Raw genomic sequence first — 17,140 nt, 5'->3', positions numbered from 1 at the left:
GGCGAACATGAGTTTGACGTGGTCGTCGCTGCCGACGCTGAGAAAGCCCTGCAGCTCGGCGCCGCCGAGGGTGATGCGGCGCATGCGCGGCCCCCGGCGGGATGACATCCCCAGCGGTATGGGAGCGTGGGCAGGGTGAGTGAGATGGCGATGGAAACCATGCAATACCGCTTCGACGGACCGGAAGACGCCCCCGTCCTGGTGATCGGGCCCTCCCTCGGAACGACCTGGCACATGTGGGATCGCCAGATACCCGAGCTGACCCAGCACTGGAGGGTCTTCCGCTACGACCTGCCCGGCCACGGCGGCGCCCCCGCCCACGCCGCCGCCTCCGTCTCCGAACTGGGGGACCGGCTGCTGGCCACGCTGGACGGGCTCGGGGTCCAGAGATTCGGCTACGCGGGCTGCTCGATCGGCGGGGCCGTCGGGGCCGACCTGGCCCTGCGCCACCCGCACCGGGTGGCCTCGCTGGCGCTGGTCGCCTCATCGCCCCGGTTCGGCACGGCCGACGAGTTCCGTCAGCGCGGGGTCATCGTCCGCACCAACGGCCTGGAGCCGATGGCCCGCACCGCGCCGGAACGCTGGTTCACCCCCGGCTTCGCCGCCGCGCAGCCCGCCATCGTGGAGTGGGCCGTGCAGATGGTCCGTACCACCGACCCCGGGTGCTACATCGCGGCCTGCGAGGCGCTGGCGACCTTCGACATCCGCGACCACCTGGGCCGGATCGGCGTTCCGACACTGGTCCTGGTCGGTGCGGAGGACCAGGTCACCGGGCCCGCCGAGGCACGCACCCTGGTCGCCGGGATCCCGGACGCCCGCCTCGCGCTCGTCCCCGGCGCCTCCCACCTGGCCCCGGTCGAGCAGCCCGCGGCCGTCTGCGACCTGCTGCTGACGCACTTCTCCACCGCCTGGCAGGACACGCCCACCACGGCCCTCGTCCCGCCCCTCGTCCCCGGACCCGCCACCCCCGCCGCCCCGTTCGCACCCGTCGCGGAGATCGCGGCGGCGCCGGAGGCGCCCGAGGCCGTGGGCCCGCAGCCACAGAGCAGCCACGAGCGCGGCGCGAAGATCCGCCGAGAGGTGCTGGGGGACGCCCACGTCGACGCGGTGAACGCCTCCACCGACGCGTTCACCGAGGACTTCCAGGAGCTGGTCACCCGGTACGAGTGGGGCGAGGCCTGGAGCCGGGAGGGGCTCGACCGCCGCACCCGTAGCTGCGTCACCCTCACCGCGCTCGTCGCCTCCGGACACCTGGAGGGCCTGGCCGCACAGACCCGGGCGGCCCTGCGCAACGGTCTGACGCCCGCCGAGATCAAGGAGGTGCTGCTCCAGACCGCCGTCTACTGCGGCATCCCGGCAGCGGGCGCCGCCTTCACGATCGCGCAGGCCGTGATCCAGGAGGAAACCACCCCGCCCGCGTAGCAGGATGGACCCATGAACGCATCGCCCCAGGCACTCACGCTCACCAAGAAGACCCACTCCTGCGTGCGGATCGAGAAGGAGGGCCGCGTCCTGGTCATCGATCCGGGCGGCTTCTCCGAGGACGACGCGGCCCTCGGCGCCGACGTACTCCTGGTCACGCACGAGCACCCGGACCACTTCGACGAGGCACGGCTGCGGGCCGGCCTGGAGGCCAACCCGGCGGCGGAGATCTGGACGCTGCGCAGCGTGGCCGATCAGCTCTCGGCCGCGTTTCCGGGCCGGGTGCACACGGTGGGCGACGGCGACGCGTTCTCGGCCGCCGGATTCGACGTCACCGTCCACGGGGAGCTGCACGCGGTGATCCACCCGGACATCCCGAGGATCACCAACGTCGGCTTCCTGGTGGACGGTTCGGTCTTCCACCCGGGCGACGCGCTCACCGTCCCCGAGCGCCCCGTGGACACCCTGCTGCTGCCGGTGATGGCCCCGTGGAACAAGATCTCCGAGGTCATCGACTACGTACGCGAGGTGAAGCCGCGCCGCGCGATCGACGTCCACGACGCCCTGCTCACCGACCTGGCACGGCCGATCTACGACAACCAGATCGGCGCCCTGGGCGGCGCGGACCACGACCGGCTGGCCCCGGGCGGCGTCACGGAGCTCTGACGGCCGCAACCCCGCCGCCCCCGGCCGGGCGGCGGGGTTGCGCGGAGTGTCAGTGGGAGCCGCTAGGTTTGTGGCCATGCGCATCGCCACCTGGAACGTCAATTCGATCACCGCCCGGCTGCCGAGGCTGCTGGCCTGGCTGGAGAGCAGCGGCACCGACGTGCTGTGCATCCAGGAGACCAAGTGCACGGCCGAGCAGTTCCCCGCCGAGGCCCTGCGCGAGGCGGGGTACGAGTCCGCGATCAACGCCACGGGCCGGTGGAACGGGGTCGCGCTCCTCTCCCGGGTCGGCCTCACCGACGTGGTCACCGGCCTGCCGGGCGGCCCGGAGTACGACGGGGTGGAGGAGCCCCGCGCGATCTCCGCCACCTGCGGCCCGGTGCGCCTCTGGTCGGTCTACGTCCCCAACGGCCGGGAGGTCGAGCACCCGCACTACGCGTACAAGCTGGCCTGGCTGGAGGCCCTGCGGAAGGCCGTGGCGGCGGACGCGGCGGGGACGCCGCCGTTCGCGGTCCTGGGCGACTTCAACGTGGCCCCGACCGACGAGGACGTGTGGGACCCGGCGCTCTTCGCGGGCGCCACGCATGTCACGCCCGCCGAGCGCGCGGCCCTCTCGGCCCTCGAGGGGGAGGGGCTGGGCGAGGTGCTGCCCCGCCCGCTGAAGTACGACCGCGCGTACACCTTCTGGGACTACCGGGAGCTGCGCTTCCCCAAGAACAAGGGCATGAGGATCGACCTGACCTACGGCAACCCCTCGTTCACCGCCGCCGTCAAGGACAGCTACGTGGACCGCGAGGAACGCAAGGGCAAGGGCGCCTCCGACCACGCCCCGGTGGTGGTGGACCTCGACCTCTGACGGAGGAGAGGCCAGGAGGCAACCTGTGGTTGACACTCGTGGAGTGTCAACCTACGGTTGACGCATGACGCAGCCTCTTCCCGCCACTCCGTCCGTGCGCCTCGACGACCTGATCGAGGCCATCAAGAAGTCCAACACCGACGCACTGGAGCAGCTCTCCGGCGCGGTCATCGCCGCCGACCACCTCGGCGATGTGGCCGACCACCTCATCGGCCACTTCGTGGACCAGGCGCGCCGCTCGGGCGCGTCCTGGACCGACATCGGCCGGAGCATGGGGGTCACCCGCCAGGCGGCCCAGAAGCGCTTCGTCACCAAGAAGGGCGACGAGCCGTCCGACCTGGACCCGAGCCAGGGCTTCGGCCGCTTCACCCAGCGGGCCCGGAACGTCGTCATGGCGGCCCACAACGAGGCCAAGGCCGCCGGGAACGCCGAGATGGTCCCGGCGCACCTGGTGCTGGGGCTCCTCGCCGAACCCGAGGGCATCGCGGCCCGCGTCGTCACGGGCCGGGGCGTGACACCGGACGCCCTGCGCACGGCGGCGACGGCCGCCCTGCCGACCGCCGCCGACGAGGTGCCCGAGCTGATCCCGTACGACGCGGACGCGCGCAAGGTCCTGGAGCTGACGTTCCGTGAGGCGCTACGGCTCGGCCACAACTACGTGGGCACGGAGCACATCCTGCTGGCGCTGCTGGAGTTCGAGGCCGGCACCGGCCTGCTGACCGGCCTCGGCCTCACCAAGGAGACGACGTCGGCGGCGGTCGCCACCGCGGTGGAGGAAGCGGCGGCCGCGCTCTGGCAGCAGAGTTCCTGACGACCTGTTCGGGGGAGGGCGGCGGGCTCTGCCGGGCCTTACGGCACCGTGAGCCCGCCGCCCGGTCGGCGCTGTGAGCAAGCCGTCCGGTCGGCGCTGTCCGGGGCTCAGTGCACCGAGAGCCCGCCGTCGACGAAGAGCGCCTGCCCGGTGACGTACGCGGAGGAGGGCCCGGCCAGGAACACCGCGGCCCCCGCGAAGTCCTCCGCCAGCCCGTTGCGCCCGACGAAGGTACGGGCGGCGAGCGAGGCGACCTTCTCCGGATCGGAGGCGAGCCGCTCGTTGAGCGGGGTCAGCACGAACCCCGGCACCAGGGTGTTGGCGGTGACGCCGTACGACGACCAGGCCTCGGCCTGCGACCGGGCCAGTGATTCCAGCCCGCCCTTGGACACCCCGTACGCCCCGCTGTTCACGAAGGCGCGGTGGGCCTGCTGCGAGCTGACGTGGATGATGCGCCCGTACCCCCGCTCGGCCATCCCGGGCCCGAACCGCTGCCCCAGCAGGAACGGCGCCTTGAGGTTCACGGCCATGGTGGTGTCCCAGACGTCCTCACCGAGCTCACCCATGGGCGGCCGGAGGTTGATCCCCGCACAGTTGACGAGGATGTCCGGCTCCCCGAAGGCGGCGACAACCCCGTCGGCCGCCGCCCGCACCCCCTCGGCACTCCCCAGATCAGCACTCACCCAGGCGGCCCGGCACCCCTCGGCGGCCAACTCCCCGACGGTGGCTTCCAGCTCACCCTCCCGCCGAGCCACCACGACCACCCGGGCCCCGGCCCGAGCGAGCGCCCCGGCGATGGCCCGCCCGATCCCGGAACTGCCCCCGGTGACGACGGCGACACGTCCGGCCAGGGAGAACAGGTCCGACACATATGTCTGCGCACTCATGTCCGTACCTTAAGGGCAGTCCCGTACACGGTCCCTGCTCAGGGGCGGTCCACTCCCCGCGGCCGTCACCTTCACGGCGTCGGGCCAGGTCGGCTTCCTCATCGAGCCGCGCATGGAGGAACGTCACCAGGTCTTGACTCGTCAGGTCGAGCTGTCCGTTGCTGAACTCGTGGAGTCGTAGGGACTGGCGGCTCGTCGGCCGTGCGGTATGGCCGGCCTGGTATCCGCAGCGGCGGACTGGCCGTCGAATGTCATCAATTCCGTGAGGAGTCACGGCTCAGTGCGGCGGAGCGGTTCGTCGCGGGCGGCCATCCAGACGGTGAGGTCGCGGGCGATCTGATCGATGACGGTCTCGGTGGAGACGTCGTGCTCGCGGCGGGTGGTGTCGCGTCGGACGACCTCGTAGCCGCCTTCGTCCAGAGCCGTGACGGAGGTGAACCAGGCCGGTTCGTCCTCGTCGGGCTGGATGACGACGAAGGTGTTGTCCGAGGTGTTGAGGTCCCCGATCAGCATGAACAGGGCGTCCTCGGACGGGTCCTCGATGTGGTCTCCGCTCTCGCTCTCCGCCCGGTAGTACGCAGCCCTCATCGCCTCTGTCTCCCCTCGATCCGCCGACCTGACTGCGGTCAGAATGGCATGGGGGACTGACACGCGCGGGGGCACGGTGGCGGGCAGAGTGTGGACCTCGCCCGTTCTCGTTCACCAGGGGAGTCAACTCCCTTACGGGGGAGTCGTGTACGGGGCCAACTGGTCCCGGACGAATGTCTCGGCCGTCGTCGCCGTCCCGGACCTGAGCGGCGACCGGATGTCCGACATGTGGTCCCGCTCCGGGGCGGACAGTCGGGTGCGCGTCCACCACTCGTCCACGACACACACCGACGCGCCGGTGAGGATCGTTCTCCGCACGGGCGGCGCCCTCCTCGGCTTCCGTCGAGGCCCCGCGCGTCCTGTGGTGCGGAACCTGGCAAGGATGGGACCCTAGTGGTATGAACATCCCTTTCTTGGACAACTGGCGTAAGCGTCAGGGTGGTACGCAGGGGAACGCGCTCGCGTCCACCGTCGAGACGGATCCCGACGGTGTGGCCGAGCTGCTCGCCGAATGCGAACTGCTGCGTGCCCGAGCGGGGCAGCAAGGACTCGAACTCGACGACAGCCCCGCCTCGTTGGCCGCGCTCGACCAGCTGTCCCCGCGCTGGCGCGACGATGCCGAGGAGCTGCCCTGGCTGGGCAACGACGCCGGTCTCTATCTGGGCACCGTGATCGTCCGCGCCGTCCCGGGGGCCACGTGGGACGTCTGGCCGAGCGGGCAGCCCGTGGTGCGGCTGGAGTCCGGGCGGGAGATCGACGTCGTCGCCGCCGGGCTGGACTGGGCGATGGCGGGCAGCCCGGAACTCTCGCAGGTGTACGCGGAGTCGGCCGAAACCTGATCTCCCCTGCCGAGAACGGGTCTCGTGACTAATCTCCAATAGAGATAAACAGCCTTATGTGCTATTTGAGCGTGTCGGGTGCGAAGTCCCTTTCCGGGATGGATAGTTTGCGCTGACCTCGACACAGCGACAAGTGGGTAGGGCAGCGCATGGCCGTCGATCCGTTGATCGAACTGAGGGACGTCAACAAACACTTCGGAGAGTTGCACGTACTTCAGGACATCAATCTCACCGTCGGCCGAGGGGAGGTGGTGGTGGTCATCGGCCCCTCCGGCTCCGGGAAATCCACCCTCTGCCGGGCCGTCAACCGGCTGGAGACGATCGAGTCAGGCTCCATCCTGATCGACGGCAGGCCCCTTCCCGAGGAGGGCAAGGGGCTGGCCCAGCTCCGCGCCGAAGTCGGCATGGTCTTCCAGTCGTTCAACCTCTTCGCCCACAAGACCGTGCTGGCCAACGTGTCCCTGGCCCAGCTCAAGGTCCGCAAGCGGAAGAAGGACGAGGCCGACCGGCGCTCGCGGGAACTGCTGGACCGGGTCGGCCTCGCCTCCCAGGCGGACAAGTTCCCCGCCCAGCTCTCCGGCGGCCAGCAGCAGCGCGTGGCCATCGCCCGCGCCCTGGCCATGGACCCCAAGGCGCTGCTTTTCGACGAGCCCACCTCGGCGCTCGACCCGGAGATGATCAACGAGGTGCTGGAGGTGATGCAGCAGCTCGCCCGGGAAGGCATGACCATGGTCGTGGTCACCCATGAGATGGGCTTCGCCCGGTCCGCCGCCAACCGCGTCGTCTTCATGGCCGACGGCCGCGTGGTGGAGGACCGCACCCCGGAGGACTTCTTCACCTCGCCGGAAAGCGACCGTGCCAGGGACTTCCTGTCCAAGATCCTCAAGCACTGACGGGGGGCTCTTCCGTGTCGCGTACCACCACTTCGCGTCCCACCAGTTCGGGTACCACCACTCTGCGTCCCAGCGGTCTGCGTCCCCACAAGGGCCGTACGGGCCGCCGCGGCGCGGCCCTCGCGCTCTGCCTCCTGCTCGCCGTCCTCGCCGCGGCCTGCGGCAAGGAGGGCAGCCCGCCGGTCAAGGGGCCGAAGGCCGAGGCGCTGCCCGTCTACCAGGTGGACGAGGGCTTCGAACTGCCCGAGTCGGCCACCTGGCGGAAGGCACAGCGGCGCGGCCATCTGATCGTCGGCGCCAAGGAGGACCAGCCCTACCTGGGCGAGAAGGACCCGGCCAGCGGGGTCTACTCCGGCTTCGACGTCGAGATCGCCCGGATGCTGGCGGCCTCGCTCGGCTTCGAGCCGAAGACCATACGTTTCCGGACGATCGCCTCCGCCAACCGCGAGACGGCCCTCCAGAACGGCCAGATCGACTACTACGTCGGCACCTACACCATCAACGACATGCGCAAGAAGCTCGTCGGCTTCGCCGGCCCGTACTACATGGCCGGTCAAGGGCTGCTCGTGCGCACCGACGAGGACGACATCAACGGCCCCCAGGACCTGGACGGCAGGACCGTCTGCTCGGCGGCCGGCTCCACGCCCTACCAGCGCATCGACGAGGACTTCCCCAAGGCGGTCCTCGTCGCCTACGACACGTACTCGATCTGCGTCGACAACCTGCTGACCTTCCAGGTCGACGCCGTCACCACCGACGACGCGATCCTGCTGGGCTTCGCGGCCAAGGCGCCGGAGGAGATGAAGGTCGTCGGCAAGCCCTTCTCCGAGGAGCCGTACGGCATCGGTGTGGCGCGCTCCGACAACGCGCTGCGGTCGGCCCTCGACGACGCTCTGGAGGCGAACGAGAAGAACGGCAACTGGAAGAAGGCGTTCGAAGCGACGCTGGGACTCTCCGGAGCGCCCGCGCCGACCCCGCCGCCGATCGACCGCTACCCGGCGAACTGAGGGGACGGCGCCACCCATGGACGTACTGACAGACAACTTCTCCCTCTACGGCAAGGGCTTCATCGGCACCGTCGAGCTGACCGTCTACTCCTCGGCCCTCGCCCTCGCCCTCGGCTTCGTCATGGCCTCCTTCCGCGTCGCGCCCGTCGGCTCGCTGCGGGTGCTGGGCACGGTCTGGGTGACCGTGCTGCGCAACACCCCGCTGACGCTGCTGTTCTTCGCGGTCCTCCTCGGCCTGCCCCGCTTCGGACTCGTACTGCCCTTCCAGCTCTTCGCGGTCCTGGCGCTCGGCTGCTACACCTCCGCGTTCATCTGCGAGGTGCTGCGCTCCGGCATCAACACCGTGCCCACCGGCCAGGGCGAGGCCGCCCGCAGCCTCGGGATGACCTTCGGCCAGACCCTGAGCAACATCGTCCTGCCGCAGGCCTTCCGCTCGGTGATCCCGCCCGTCGGCTCGACCCTGATCGCGCTGGCCAAGAACTCAGCCATCGCCGGGGCGTTCAGCGTCACCGAGCTGCTCGGCACCTACCGGACGCTCAACGAGCTGGGCTACAGCATCGTCTGGACGTTCATCTGGATCGCCGTCGGCTACCTGATCATCACCCTCACCATCAGTGCGCTCTTCAACGTGATGGAGAAGCGCTGGGGAGTCGCACGATGACCCATGTCCCCTCGGCCACCGCGCTCTACGACATCCCGGGGCCGCGGACCCGTAAACGGCACTTCCTGTACGGGATCGCCGCCACGGCCGTGATCCTCGCCCTCGTCGGCTGGATCATCTACCTCCTCTTCGACACCGACCAGTTCACCGCCGACAAGTGGCGCCCCTTCCAGTACAAGGGCATCCAGGAGCTGCTGCTGCGCGGACTCGGCAACACGCTCAAGGCGTTCGCGTACGCCGCCGTCCTCTCCCTCGCCCTCGGCGCGGTCCTCGCGGTCGGCCGGCTCTCGGCACACCGCCCGGTGCGCTGGGTCTCCACCCTGCTGGTCGAGTTCTTCCGGGCCATGCCGGTGCTGGTGATGATCTTCTTCATCTTCGTGGCGCTGAAGGTCCAGGCGCTGCCCGCCCTGGTCGCCGGGCTGACCCTGTACAACGGCTCGGTCCTCGCGGAGGTCTTCCGGACCGGCGTCAACTCCGTGGACCGGGGCCAGCGGGAGGCCGCCTACGCCCTGGGCATGCGCAAGACGCAGGTCACGACGTTCGTCCTGGCTCCCCAGGCCCTGCGCGCGATGCTGCCGACCATCATCAGTCAGCTGGTGGTCGCCCTCAAGGACACATCACTGGGCTTCCTGATCACCTACGAGGAATTCCTCCACGCGGGAAAGCTGATCGCGTCGAATCTCGACTACGATCTTCCCTTCATCCCCGTCGTGATGGTGATCTCTCCGATCTACATCGGCATGTGCATGCTGCTCTCGTGGTTCGCCACCTGGATGGCCCGGCGGCAGCGGCGCAATCCGAAGACGGAGGCGGTGGGGATGGCCCCGGCCGAGCCGGGGAAGCTGCTGCCGGGAGGGCAGTAGCCGGGCAGCACCCGCCCGGCAGCAGTCGGTGATCACTTCTCGCGCAGCGGGACCGAGAGATGACTCGGGTCCGTGGAGGGCGAGGAGAAGGTCAGCTGCGCGCCGGTCGGGTTGTGCTCGATGTACAGCGGATCGACGGTGTCGATCACCAGGGCGAGCCGGTGACCGGCCGGGACGTCGTAGGCCGTGGAGAACAGCTCCAGGTCGACGGAGAACGGCCGGCCCGGCGTCTGCCCGTGGAACGTGTACGGGGCGTTGCTGACCAGCTTCCCGATCCCGAGCGGCCCCACGTCGTAGAGGTAGGCGACGAACGTGCCGCTCGACTTCGTGCTCGTGACCGTGGTGTGCAGCTCGGCCGTGCCGCGGATGTGCTGCTCGGAGCCGTACCTCTCCGACTGCCAGACGCTCGCGAAGGTGCGCGGCAGAAGGGGTACGGAGACGGTCGGCGGCAGCTTCAGGAACTGGTCCAGGGCGTTGGAGAGCAGTGTGACGCCCCCGTTGGCGCCGGAGTCGACGTTCGCCCACACCTTCTTCGTACCGTCGAGTGCGACGCGGTTCTTGGCCGCGCCCACCGACTTCCAGTCCGCGTAGCCCTCGTACCCCTTGTCGTTGCGGGACTTGAGCTGGACCGGCAGCTCGGTGTCGATGCCGTTGCGCTCGCCCTTGAGGTAGCGGTCGAACCAGCGGCGGGTGCTCGTCCAGGTGTCGTTGGGCAGCCCGAACAGGCCGGTCAGCTCGGCGGTGGCGTGGTCGCCGGGGCGGAACTCCAGCCGCTTGGGGCCGGTGAGCTTCTCGTAGAACGAGGCGTACTGGTTGGGCGGGAAGATCGTGTCGCCCCAGGCGTTGCCCATCATGACGGCCGCGCCGTTGGCGTTGATCCGGTCGAGGTAGGTCGCGGGGGAGCGCTTGGCGCCCCAGGCGATCATCTCCGGTTCCTTGTCCAGGTTGGAGCCGAGGAAGTCCTTGAGCGTCCGGGAGAGTTCGTCGCCGGGGCGGCCGGTGATCAGCCCGGCGCCGCCGAGCAGGGCCGCGGCCTGGAGGTGCTGGGTCCGCCCGCTGTAGATCGAGTCGATCAGGTCGGCCCAGCCGCTGAGCGCGGTGACGGCCTTGATCCGGGGGTCGTGCCCGGCCGCCAGCAGGCTGATGCCCGCCCCGTACGAGACTCCGCCCATGCCGATCCGGTCCGGGTCGGCCGCGGTGTTCGCCAGTGCCCAGTCGATGACGGCGGAGGCGTCCGCGATGTCCAGCTCGCCCGCCACCTCGATCTTCCCGCCGGAGAGCCAGAAGCCGCGCGAGGTGTAACTCACCACCACGTAACCGGAGTCGGCGAGCTTCTGGGCCTGCGCCAGGTACTCGATCTGCGGCATGGCCCAGCTGGTCGGGAAGACGATCAGCGGATGCTTCGTCCCGGCCGAGGCCAGAGTTCCGGAGGGCCTGAACACATTGCCCTTGAGCGTGATGCCCCCGGAGCCGGGGATGTCGTGGAACGTCAGGCCCGGCGCGGTCGCGCTCGCCGAGGTGGTCGCGGGCGCGGCGGTGGCCGCCGGAGCCGCGCCGAGGGCGGCTCCGGTCAGCAGGGCGGCGGCGGTGGTGATCGAAGCGGTGGTGCGCAGTGCCGGTCGGGGACGTACCACGGGTCACTCCTCACGCGTGTCAGTGCAAAGTGACCCGACGGTAACCCCGGTTGCTTACCGCTGGTAACTACCGGGTGGGTTGCGTGAAGGTAACGATTGCTGGACGTGCTGTCAGCAGTGGTGCGGGCGGCAGCGGGTCACTTCAGCGCGCTCTTCGCCTGCCAGTCGGCCCACGACACGTTCCACGTGCCGTATCCGTTGCCCTCGGCGACCGTGCCCTTGGCGTCCGCGCCGGTGATCTCGAACGGGTCGCCCACCCGCACCTGCCCGTAGAGCGCGGCGGCGTCGGCGTCGCTCATCCCGAGACAGCCCGAACTCCGGTTGGCGTTGCCGAAGTAGCTCGCGTTCCACGGCGCCGCGTGGGCGTACATCCCCGACCAGGTCAGCCGCATCGAGTAGTCGACCATCTTGTCGTAGGCATCGCCCAGGCCCACCGTCTCGGAGCGCATGTTGATCGTGCCCTCCTTGGACATCAGGACGGCCGTGCCCCGCCAGGACGCCTTGTCGCCGCCCGGCGTACCGCCCGACATCGGGACCTGAAGCACCCGCTCTCCGTCGCGGTGCAGGGAGAGGTGGTGCCCGTCCAGGTCGACCTTGACGACCTGGGCCGCGCCGATGGTGAACGTCGTCCTGTAGTCACGGACGAACCAGCCGCCGTCCGCGCCCGTGTCGATGCCGTTCAGCTCCGCGTCCAGCGTCACCTTCGTGCCGGGCTTCCAGTATTCCCTGGGCCGCCAGTCGACGCGGTCCTTGCCCGAGTGGTCCTGCAGCCACCCCCAGGAGCCCTCGGTGTCGTTCGAGGTGGACACCTTCAGCCCCTTCTCCACCGCAGCCTTGTTCTTCACCGGGTGGTCGAAGACGACCGACAGCGGCTGGGCGATGCCGACCGTGGTGTCCTTGCCCGGCGCGAGCGAGAGCTTGTTGACCTTCTCCGCCTCGGCGGTCGTGAACGCGGCCCGGTCGCTGCCGCCGTCCGTGTCCCGCGCCTCGACCGTGTACGCGGTCCCCGGCGCGGCGACCCGCTCGGATGTCCAGCTCCGGCCGTCGGCGGATATCCTCCCGGCCAGCGCACCGCCCTCGCCCGCGGTCACCGACACCGTCTTCAGCTTCCCGTGCGCCAGCGTGACCTTCACCGGTTCGCCCGGGGCCGCCGCCTTGCCCCGGAGGTTCACCGAGATACTGGTCCCGGGCGCCTTGCCGTCCCCGCCCTCCTGCGCGGCGGAGCCGGCCGGTCCGCTCCCCGCGCACGCCGTGAGCGTGGCGGCGAGCAGCGCGGCCGGGACGGCCAGGGCGAGCCGGGCGCTTCGGCGGGCCGGGGCGGTGGGGCGGGTGCGCGGGCGTGGGGAACTCAACGGAAAAACCTCCAGGGCAGCAGGGCTCGACAGGTGAGAGGCGATTTCCCCCCTGCCGGGTTCCGTTTCCCCCATGTCGGGTTCCGCCTGTCCGCCCGGCGGTTCCCTCCGTATACATGGTGGGCAGCGCCCCCTGGGCGTCGGATTCCGCCTGTCCCCCCACCGGACCGGTGCCGGACCGCGCGGAGTACCCTCCACCGTCGGCCAGTACCTCGGAGCGCGGGAGAGACCAGTGGGCACAAACCTCGGCACCACGTCGAGCCGGATACCCGGGACCCGCCGATGACGGCCACCGAACCGGTCGCCCACCAGGCCCCGGACCGCTCCGATTCCATCCTGCGCAGCGGGGCCGTGATGGCTGCGGGCTCCGTCGTCTCCCGCGCCACCGGGTTCGTCCGCTCGGCGGTCGTCGTCGCCGCGCTCGGCACCGGCATGACGGCCGACGGCTACACGGTCGCCAACACCGTGCCCAACATCCTCTACATCCTGCTCATCGGCGGCGCGCTCAACGCGGTCTTCGTCCCCGAGCTGGTCCGGGCCGCCAAGGAGCACGCCGACGGCGGGGCCGCGTACACCGACCGGCTGCTCACCCTGTGCACCGTCGGCCTCCTCGCCCTCACCGCGCTCGCCGTGGCGGCGGCGCCCCTGATCGTCGGCGTCTACACCGACTACGACGGCCGCCAGGCCGAGCTGACCGTCGCGCTGGCCCGCTACTGCCTGCCGCAGATCCTCTTCTACGGACTCTTCACCCTGCTCGGCCAGGTCCTCAACGCCCGTGGCCGGTTCGGCGCGATGATGTGGACCCCGGTCCTCAACAACATAGTGATCATCGGGGTGTTCGGCCTCTACATCGCCGTCGCCGCCAACTCCGACGGCACCCTGTCCAACACCGACGCCCATCTCCTGGGCTGGGGCACCACCGCCGGAATCGCTGTGCAGACCCTCGCACTGATCCCCTCCCTGCGCGCCGCGAAGTTCCGCTGGCGGCCCCGCTTCGACTGGCGCGGCAGCGGACTGACCCGGCCGATGCGCTCGGCCGGCTGGCTCGTGCTGCTGGTCCTCACCAACCAGCTGGCGTACTGGGTCGTCACCCGGCTCTCCACCACCACCGGGCAGCTCGCGCACGAGCAGGGCGTGGCGGGCGGCGCGGGCTACACCGCGTACAGCTACGCCTATCAGCTCTGGGTCGTCCCGCAGGGCATCATCACCGTCTCGCTGGTCACCGCGCTGATGCCCCGGATGAGCCGGGCGGCGGCCGACGGGGACCTGGCCGGGGTGCGGCGCGACGTCGCGTACGCCCTGCGGACCAGCGCCGCCGTCATCGTGCCCGCCACCACCGCGTTCCTCGTCCTCGCGCCCTGGGTGATGGGCTCCGTCTTCGGGTACGGGCGCACCACCGACGCCGACATCATGGTGATGGCCGGCATCATGATGGCCTTCGCCCCCGGGCTCATCGCCTTCTCCGGGCAGTACGTCCTCTCCCGCGGCTTCTACGCGATGAGCGACACCCGCACCCCCTTCCTGCTCAACCTGGTGGTCGCGGCCGTCAACGCCGGCCTCTCGGCGGCCGCCTACTGGGTGCTGCCCGCCCGCTGGGCCGTGACCGGGATGGCGGCGGCGAGCACGGTGGCCTTCTTCGTCGGCTTCGCCGTCACCGGGTACGTGCTGTCCCGGCGGACCTCGGCCACCGCCACCGGGTCCCTGCTGCGCTCGCCCACCCTCGGCGTGCACCTGCGGCTGATCGCCGCCTGCCTGCCCGCCGGGGCGCTCGCCTACGCGGCGGCCCGCGCGGCCGAGGGCGCGGGCGACGTGGCGGCCGCCGGGGCGGGGACCCTCGCGCTGCTGCTCGTGGTGGTGCTGCTGGCCCGGCCGTTCGGGCTCACGGAGATCAGCGCGATGGTGGCGGCGGGCCGCTCACGGCTGCGGCGCTGAGGGTGGGGCCCACTCAGCCGCCCTCGCCCTCGCCCTCGCCATCGGGGGCGGGGGCGGGGTCGGCCGGTACGGGAGCCAGCGCCACGCGCGTCACATCGCCGATGAGCTCCACCACATCGGGGCCGTACGCCTCGGAGTTGACCACCTTCAGCAGCAGGCAGAACGACTTGTCGCCGTGCTTGCGCATCAGCTTCTCGTGGTGGCGCACCACATAACGGGCCGCAGCCTGGTTGTCGATGGCCCGCTGCCCGCAGAACAGGAAGACGGGGCGCGCCTCCTGACCGACCGTCAGTCGGGCGAGCAGCACGTACTCCTCCGTGCCGCGGTCCATCCGGTAGTGCTCCGAGCCGATCCGGTAGGCGACCCGGTCCGGGCCCGGGTCCCCGGTGGTGATCCGTATGCCGGGGAGCAGGGTCCGCAGATGAGCCGCCGCCCGCTGGTTGGTGGTCGGGCCGCCGACGCAGAACTCCGTACGGTCTCCGAACCCCTGCTGCGCCACGTCGTGCGTGACGATCTGCGTCTTCGCCCCGCAGTCCTTGATCAGCGCGGAGAGCTCCAGCAGCGCGAAGACGTCGTGACGGTGCACGGACCCCTCGGCGCCCGCGTACCGGTTGACGACGAGCAGGCACTCGGAGTGGGTCGGCAGCCCGAAGAACGCCTGCTTGCGGCGGAGCTTGCGCCGTACGAGGTAGGTCCGGGCCAGCCAGCCCAGCGATGCACTGATTCCGGCGGCTATCACGCCCAGCACGATGTTGCGCACGTCGTCCGTCATGGCCGGGCATGTTATCGGTCATTCGGGTATCCGTACGAGGCGGTCCTGACGATCCGGGTGCTGCGGGGCTAACCTGCGCGGAGATCCGTTGACTGGAGGTTCGTATGCACCGTTCCGTCGGCCGGAACATGTCGATATTGGCCGCCCTCGCCGTGGTCGTCTCCGTCGGGGCCGCCGCCCCGGCCGGCTCCGTGGAAGCCACCCACCGGCCTCCGGCCCCGCCCAAGTCCCCGGTGGCGGTGGGCCACGGGGGAGCGGTCGCCAGTGTCGACCGGGACGCTTCGGCGGTCGGGATCGAGGTGCTGCGCAAGGGCGGCAACGCGGTGGACGCGGCCGTGGCGACCGCCGCCGCGCTCGGCGTGACCGAGCCGTACTCGGCGGGCATCGGCGGCGGAGGCTACTTCGTCCACTACGACGCGAAGAAGCGCACGGTGCAGACCATCGACGGCCGCGAGACCGCACCGCGCAGCGCGGACGCCTCGCTCTTCCTGGAGAACGGCGAGCCCATCCCGTTCGAGGAGGGGGTCACCAGCGGCCTCTCCGTCGGCACCCCCGGCACCCCGGCCACCTGGGAGCGAGCACTCGACGCCTGGGGCTCCAAGTCCCTTCGTACGCTGCTGAGACCGGCCGAACGCCTGGCCCGGGACGGCTTCGTGGTGGACGACACCTTCCGCTCGCAGACCGCGTCCAACCAGGCCCGCTTCGCCGACTTCCCGGCCTCCGCGAAGCTGTTCCTGCCCGGTGGTCAACTGCCCGTCGTCGGCTCGGTGTTCAAGAACCCCGACCTGGCCCGTACGTACGAGAAGCTCGGCCGCAAGGGCGTGGGGGAGCTGTACCGGGGCGAGTTGGCCGACGACATCGTCCGTACGGTCCGCAAGCCGCCCGTCGACCCGAAGGCCACCCGGACCGTCCGCCCCGGCGACCTGACCCGGGGCGACCTCGCCTCCTACCGCACGCTCCGGCAGAGCCCGACGAAGGTCGGCTACCGGGGCCTGGACGTGTACGGCATGGCGCCCTCCTCGTCCGGCGGTACGACCGTGGGCCAGGCCCTCAACATGCTGGAGTCCACCGACCTCTCCCGGGCGGACGAGGCCCGTTACCTCCACCGGCTCATCGAGGCGAGCCGGATCGCCTTCGCCGACCGGGGGCGCTGGGTGGGCGACCCGGCCTTCGAGGACGTCCCCACGAAGGAGCTGCTGAGCCAACGGTTCGCCGACGCGCGCGCCTGCCTGATCAGGGACGACGCGGTGCTGACCAGCCCGGTGGCGCCCGGTGACCCGCGAAACCCGGCACGGTGCGGGGGCGGTGGCACGGCCGCGCCGACGACGTTCGAGGGGGAGAACACCACGCATCTGACGACGGCCGACAAGTGGGGCAACGTCGTCTCCTACACCCTGACGATCGAGTCCACCGGCGGCAGCGGCATCACCGTTCCCGGCCGCGGCTTCCTCCTCAACAACGAGCTGACCGACTTCTCCTTCGCCCCGGCCAACCCGGCGGTGCACGACCCGAACCTGCCGGGTCCGGGCAAGCGGCCCAGGTCGTCGATGTCACCGACCATCGTGCTCAAGGACGGCAAGCCGGTCCTCGCCCTCGGCTCGCCGGGTGGCGCCACGATCATCACCACCGTGCTCCAGTCCCTGACCGGCCACCTCGACCGCGGGCTGCCGCTCGTCGAGGCGATCGCCGCGCCGCGCGCCAGTCAGCGCAACGCGGCGGCCACCGAGGTCGAGCCGGAGCTGTGGAACAGCCCGGTCCGCGCCGAGCTCGAAGCGCTCGGCCACGCCTTCCGGCAGAACCCGGAGATCGGCGCCGCCACCGGCGTACAGCGGCTGCCCGACGGCCGCTGGCTGGCGGCGGCGCCCAGTCGGCGCGCGCGCAACTGAGGCAGGCCGACAAGGGCCTGAACGACGTCCAGGCCATTATCGATGCCCGCAGCCGCCTGCAGGCCGTACTG

The 17,140-nt window shown here is 70.7% G+C and carries 18 protein-coding genes; 11 read left to right on the top strand and 7 right to left on the bottom strand.

The features are described 5' to 3' along the window. On the bottom strand, positions 1-84 hold an 84-nt coding region (locus AB0917_RS28400; protein ID WP_366822537.1), incomplete at its 3' end, for a siderophore-interacting protein. Positions 85-144: 60 nt separating this feature from the next. On the opposite strand from AB0917_RS28400, the gene AB0917_RS28395 reads away from it, so the two are divergent. The 4 genes from AB0917_RS28395 to AB0917_RS28380 all read left to right on the top strand — a co-directional run bounded on the left by AB0917_RS28395 (position 145) and on the right by AB0917_RS28380 (position 3,755). After that, the gene (locus AB0917_RS28395) at positions 145-1,422 is read left to right on the top strand and encodes an alpha/beta fold hydrolase (protein WP_366822535.1); all 1,278 of its coding nucleotides are present in this window, start codon (positions 145-147) and stop codon (positions 1,420-1,422) included. Positions 1,423-1,434: 12 nt separating this feature from the next. Continuing rightward, positions 1,435-2,088: an MBL fold metallo-hydrolase gene (locus AB0917_RS28390; RefSeq protein ID WP_366822534.1), complete on the top strand. Its 654-nt coding sequence runs from the start codon at positions 1,435-1,437 to the stop codon at positions 2,086-2,088. Positions 2,089-2,164: 76 nt separating this feature from the next. Beyond that, positions 2,165-2,944, top strand: coding sequence for an exodeoxyribonuclease III (locus tag AB0917_RS28385; RefSeq protein ID WP_366822533.1), 780 nt, complete (start codon positions 2,165-2,167; stop codon positions 2,942-2,944). A 64-nt stretch (positions 2,945-3,008) separates the two neighbouring features. After that, entirely contained in the window at positions 3,009-3,755 is a 747-nt protein-coding gene (locus AB0917_RS28380) for a Clp protease N-terminal domain-containing protein (protein WP_366822532.1), read from the top strand. Positions 3,756-3,862: 107 nt separating this feature from the next. On the opposite strand, the gene AB0917_RS28375 is transcribed toward AB0917_RS28380, so the two are convergent. From AB0917_RS28375 to AB0917_RS28365, 3 genes are all read right to left on the bottom strand, one after another. Beyond that, a complete protein-coding gene (locus AB0917_RS28375; RefSeq protein ID WP_366822531.1) occupies positions 3,863-4,642 on the bottom strand; it encodes an SDR family oxidoreductase in 780 nt (259 codons plus the stop codon). A gap of 270 nt (positions 4,643-4,912) precedes the next feature. Further along, positions 4,913-5,230, bottom strand: coding sequence for a hypothetical protein (locus tag AB0917_RS28370; RefSeq protein ID WP_366822530.1), 318 nt, complete (start codon positions 5,228-5,230; stop codon positions 4,913-4,915). A gap of 132 nt (positions 5,231-5,362) precedes the next feature. Next, complete coding sequence (locus AB0917_RS28365) at positions 5,363-5,548, bottom strand: hypothetical protein (protein ID WP_366822529.1); 186 nt, start codon at positions 5,546-5,548, stop codon at positions 5,363-5,365. An 80-nt stretch (positions 5,549-5,628) separates the two neighbouring features. Between AB0917_RS28365 and AB0917_RS28360 the strand changes: the two genes are divergently transcribed. The 5 genes from AB0917_RS28360 to AB0917_RS28340 all read left to right on the top strand — a co-directional run bounded on the left by AB0917_RS28360 (position 5,629) and on the right by AB0917_RS28340 (position 9,493). Beyond that, positions 5,629-6,069, top strand: a complete 441-nt coding sequence (locus AB0917_RS28360) for a DUF6278 family protein (protein ID WP_366822528.1) — start codon at positions 5,629-5,631, stop codon at positions 6,067-6,069. A gap of 149 nt (positions 6,070-6,218) precedes the next feature. Further along, a complete protein-coding gene (locus AB0917_RS28355; RefSeq protein WP_366822527.1) occupies positions 6,219-6,962 on the top strand; it encodes an amino acid ABC transporter ATP-binding protein in 744 nt (247 codons plus the stop codon). A gap of 77 nt (positions 6,963-7,039) precedes the next feature. Continuing rightward, a complete protein-coding gene (locus tag AB0917_RS28350; RefSeq protein WP_366822536.1) occupies positions 7,040-7,969 on the top strand; it encodes a glutamate ABC transporter substrate-binding protein in 930 nt (309 codons plus the stop codon). Positions 7,970-7,985: 16 nt separating this feature from the next. Continuing rightward, a complete protein-coding gene (locus tag AB0917_RS28345) occupies positions 7,986-8,630 on the top strand; it encodes an amino acid ABC transporter permease (protein ID WP_366822526.1) in 645 nt (214 codons plus the stop codon). Further along, positions 8,627-9,493 carry an amino acid ABC transporter permease gene (locus AB0917_RS28340; protein WP_366822525.1) on the top strand — a complete coding sequence of 289 codons (867 nt, stop codon included), beginning with the start codon at positions 8,627-8,629 and terminating at the stop codon, positions 9,491-9,493. The genes AB0917_RS28345 and AB0917_RS28340 overlap by 4 nt, the downstream gene beginning before the upstream one ends. A 32-nt stretch (positions 9,494-9,525) precedes the next feature. On the opposite strand, the gene AB0917_RS28335 is transcribed toward AB0917_RS28340, so the two are convergent. Further along, entirely contained in the window at positions 9,526-11,127 is a 1,602-nt protein-coding gene (locus AB0917_RS28335; protein ID WP_366822524.1) for a CocE/NonD family hydrolase, read from the bottom strand. A 137-nt stretch (positions 11,128-11,264) separates the two neighbouring features. Continuing rightward, a complete protein-coding gene (locus AB0917_RS28330; RefSeq protein ID WP_366822523.1) occupies positions 11,265-12,479 on the bottom strand; it encodes an Ig-like domain-containing protein in 1,215 nt (404 codons plus the stop codon). 282 nt (positions 12,480-12,761) lie between these two features. Between AB0917_RS28330 and murJ the strand changes: the two genes are divergently transcribed. After that, the gene (gene murJ / locus AB0917_RS28325; protein ID WP_366822522.1) at positions 12,762-14,411 is read left to right on the top strand and encodes a murein biosynthesis integral membrane protein MurJ; all 1,650 of its coding nucleotides are present in this window, start codon (positions 12,762-12,764) and stop codon (positions 14,409-14,411) included. A gap of 13 nt (positions 14,412-14,424) precedes the next feature. On the opposite strand, the gene AB0917_RS28320 is transcribed toward murJ, so the two are convergent. Beyond that, entirely contained in the window at positions 14,425-15,183 is a 759-nt protein-coding gene (locus AB0917_RS28320) for a hypothetical protein (RefSeq protein ID WP_366822521.1), read from the bottom strand. Positions 15,184-15,287: 104 nt separating this feature from the next. Between AB0917_RS28320 and ggt the strand changes: the two genes are divergently transcribed. After that, on the top strand, positions 15,288-17,069 hold the full coding sequence (ggt, locus tag AB0917_RS28315) for a gamma-glutamyltransferase (protein ID WP_366822520.1): 1,782 nt from the start codon (positions 15,288-15,290) through the stop codon (positions 17,067-17,069). Positions 17,070-17,140 lie beyond the last annotated feature (71 nt).

This window comes from Streptomyces sp. NPDC007346 (genome assembly GCF_040703535.1).
Lineage (GTDB): Bacteria > Actinomycetota > Actinomycetes > Streptomycetales > Streptomycetaceae > Streptomyces.
Note: the sequence above shows the minus strand (reverse complement) of the source record. Positions and strands in the feature narration are given on the sequence as shown.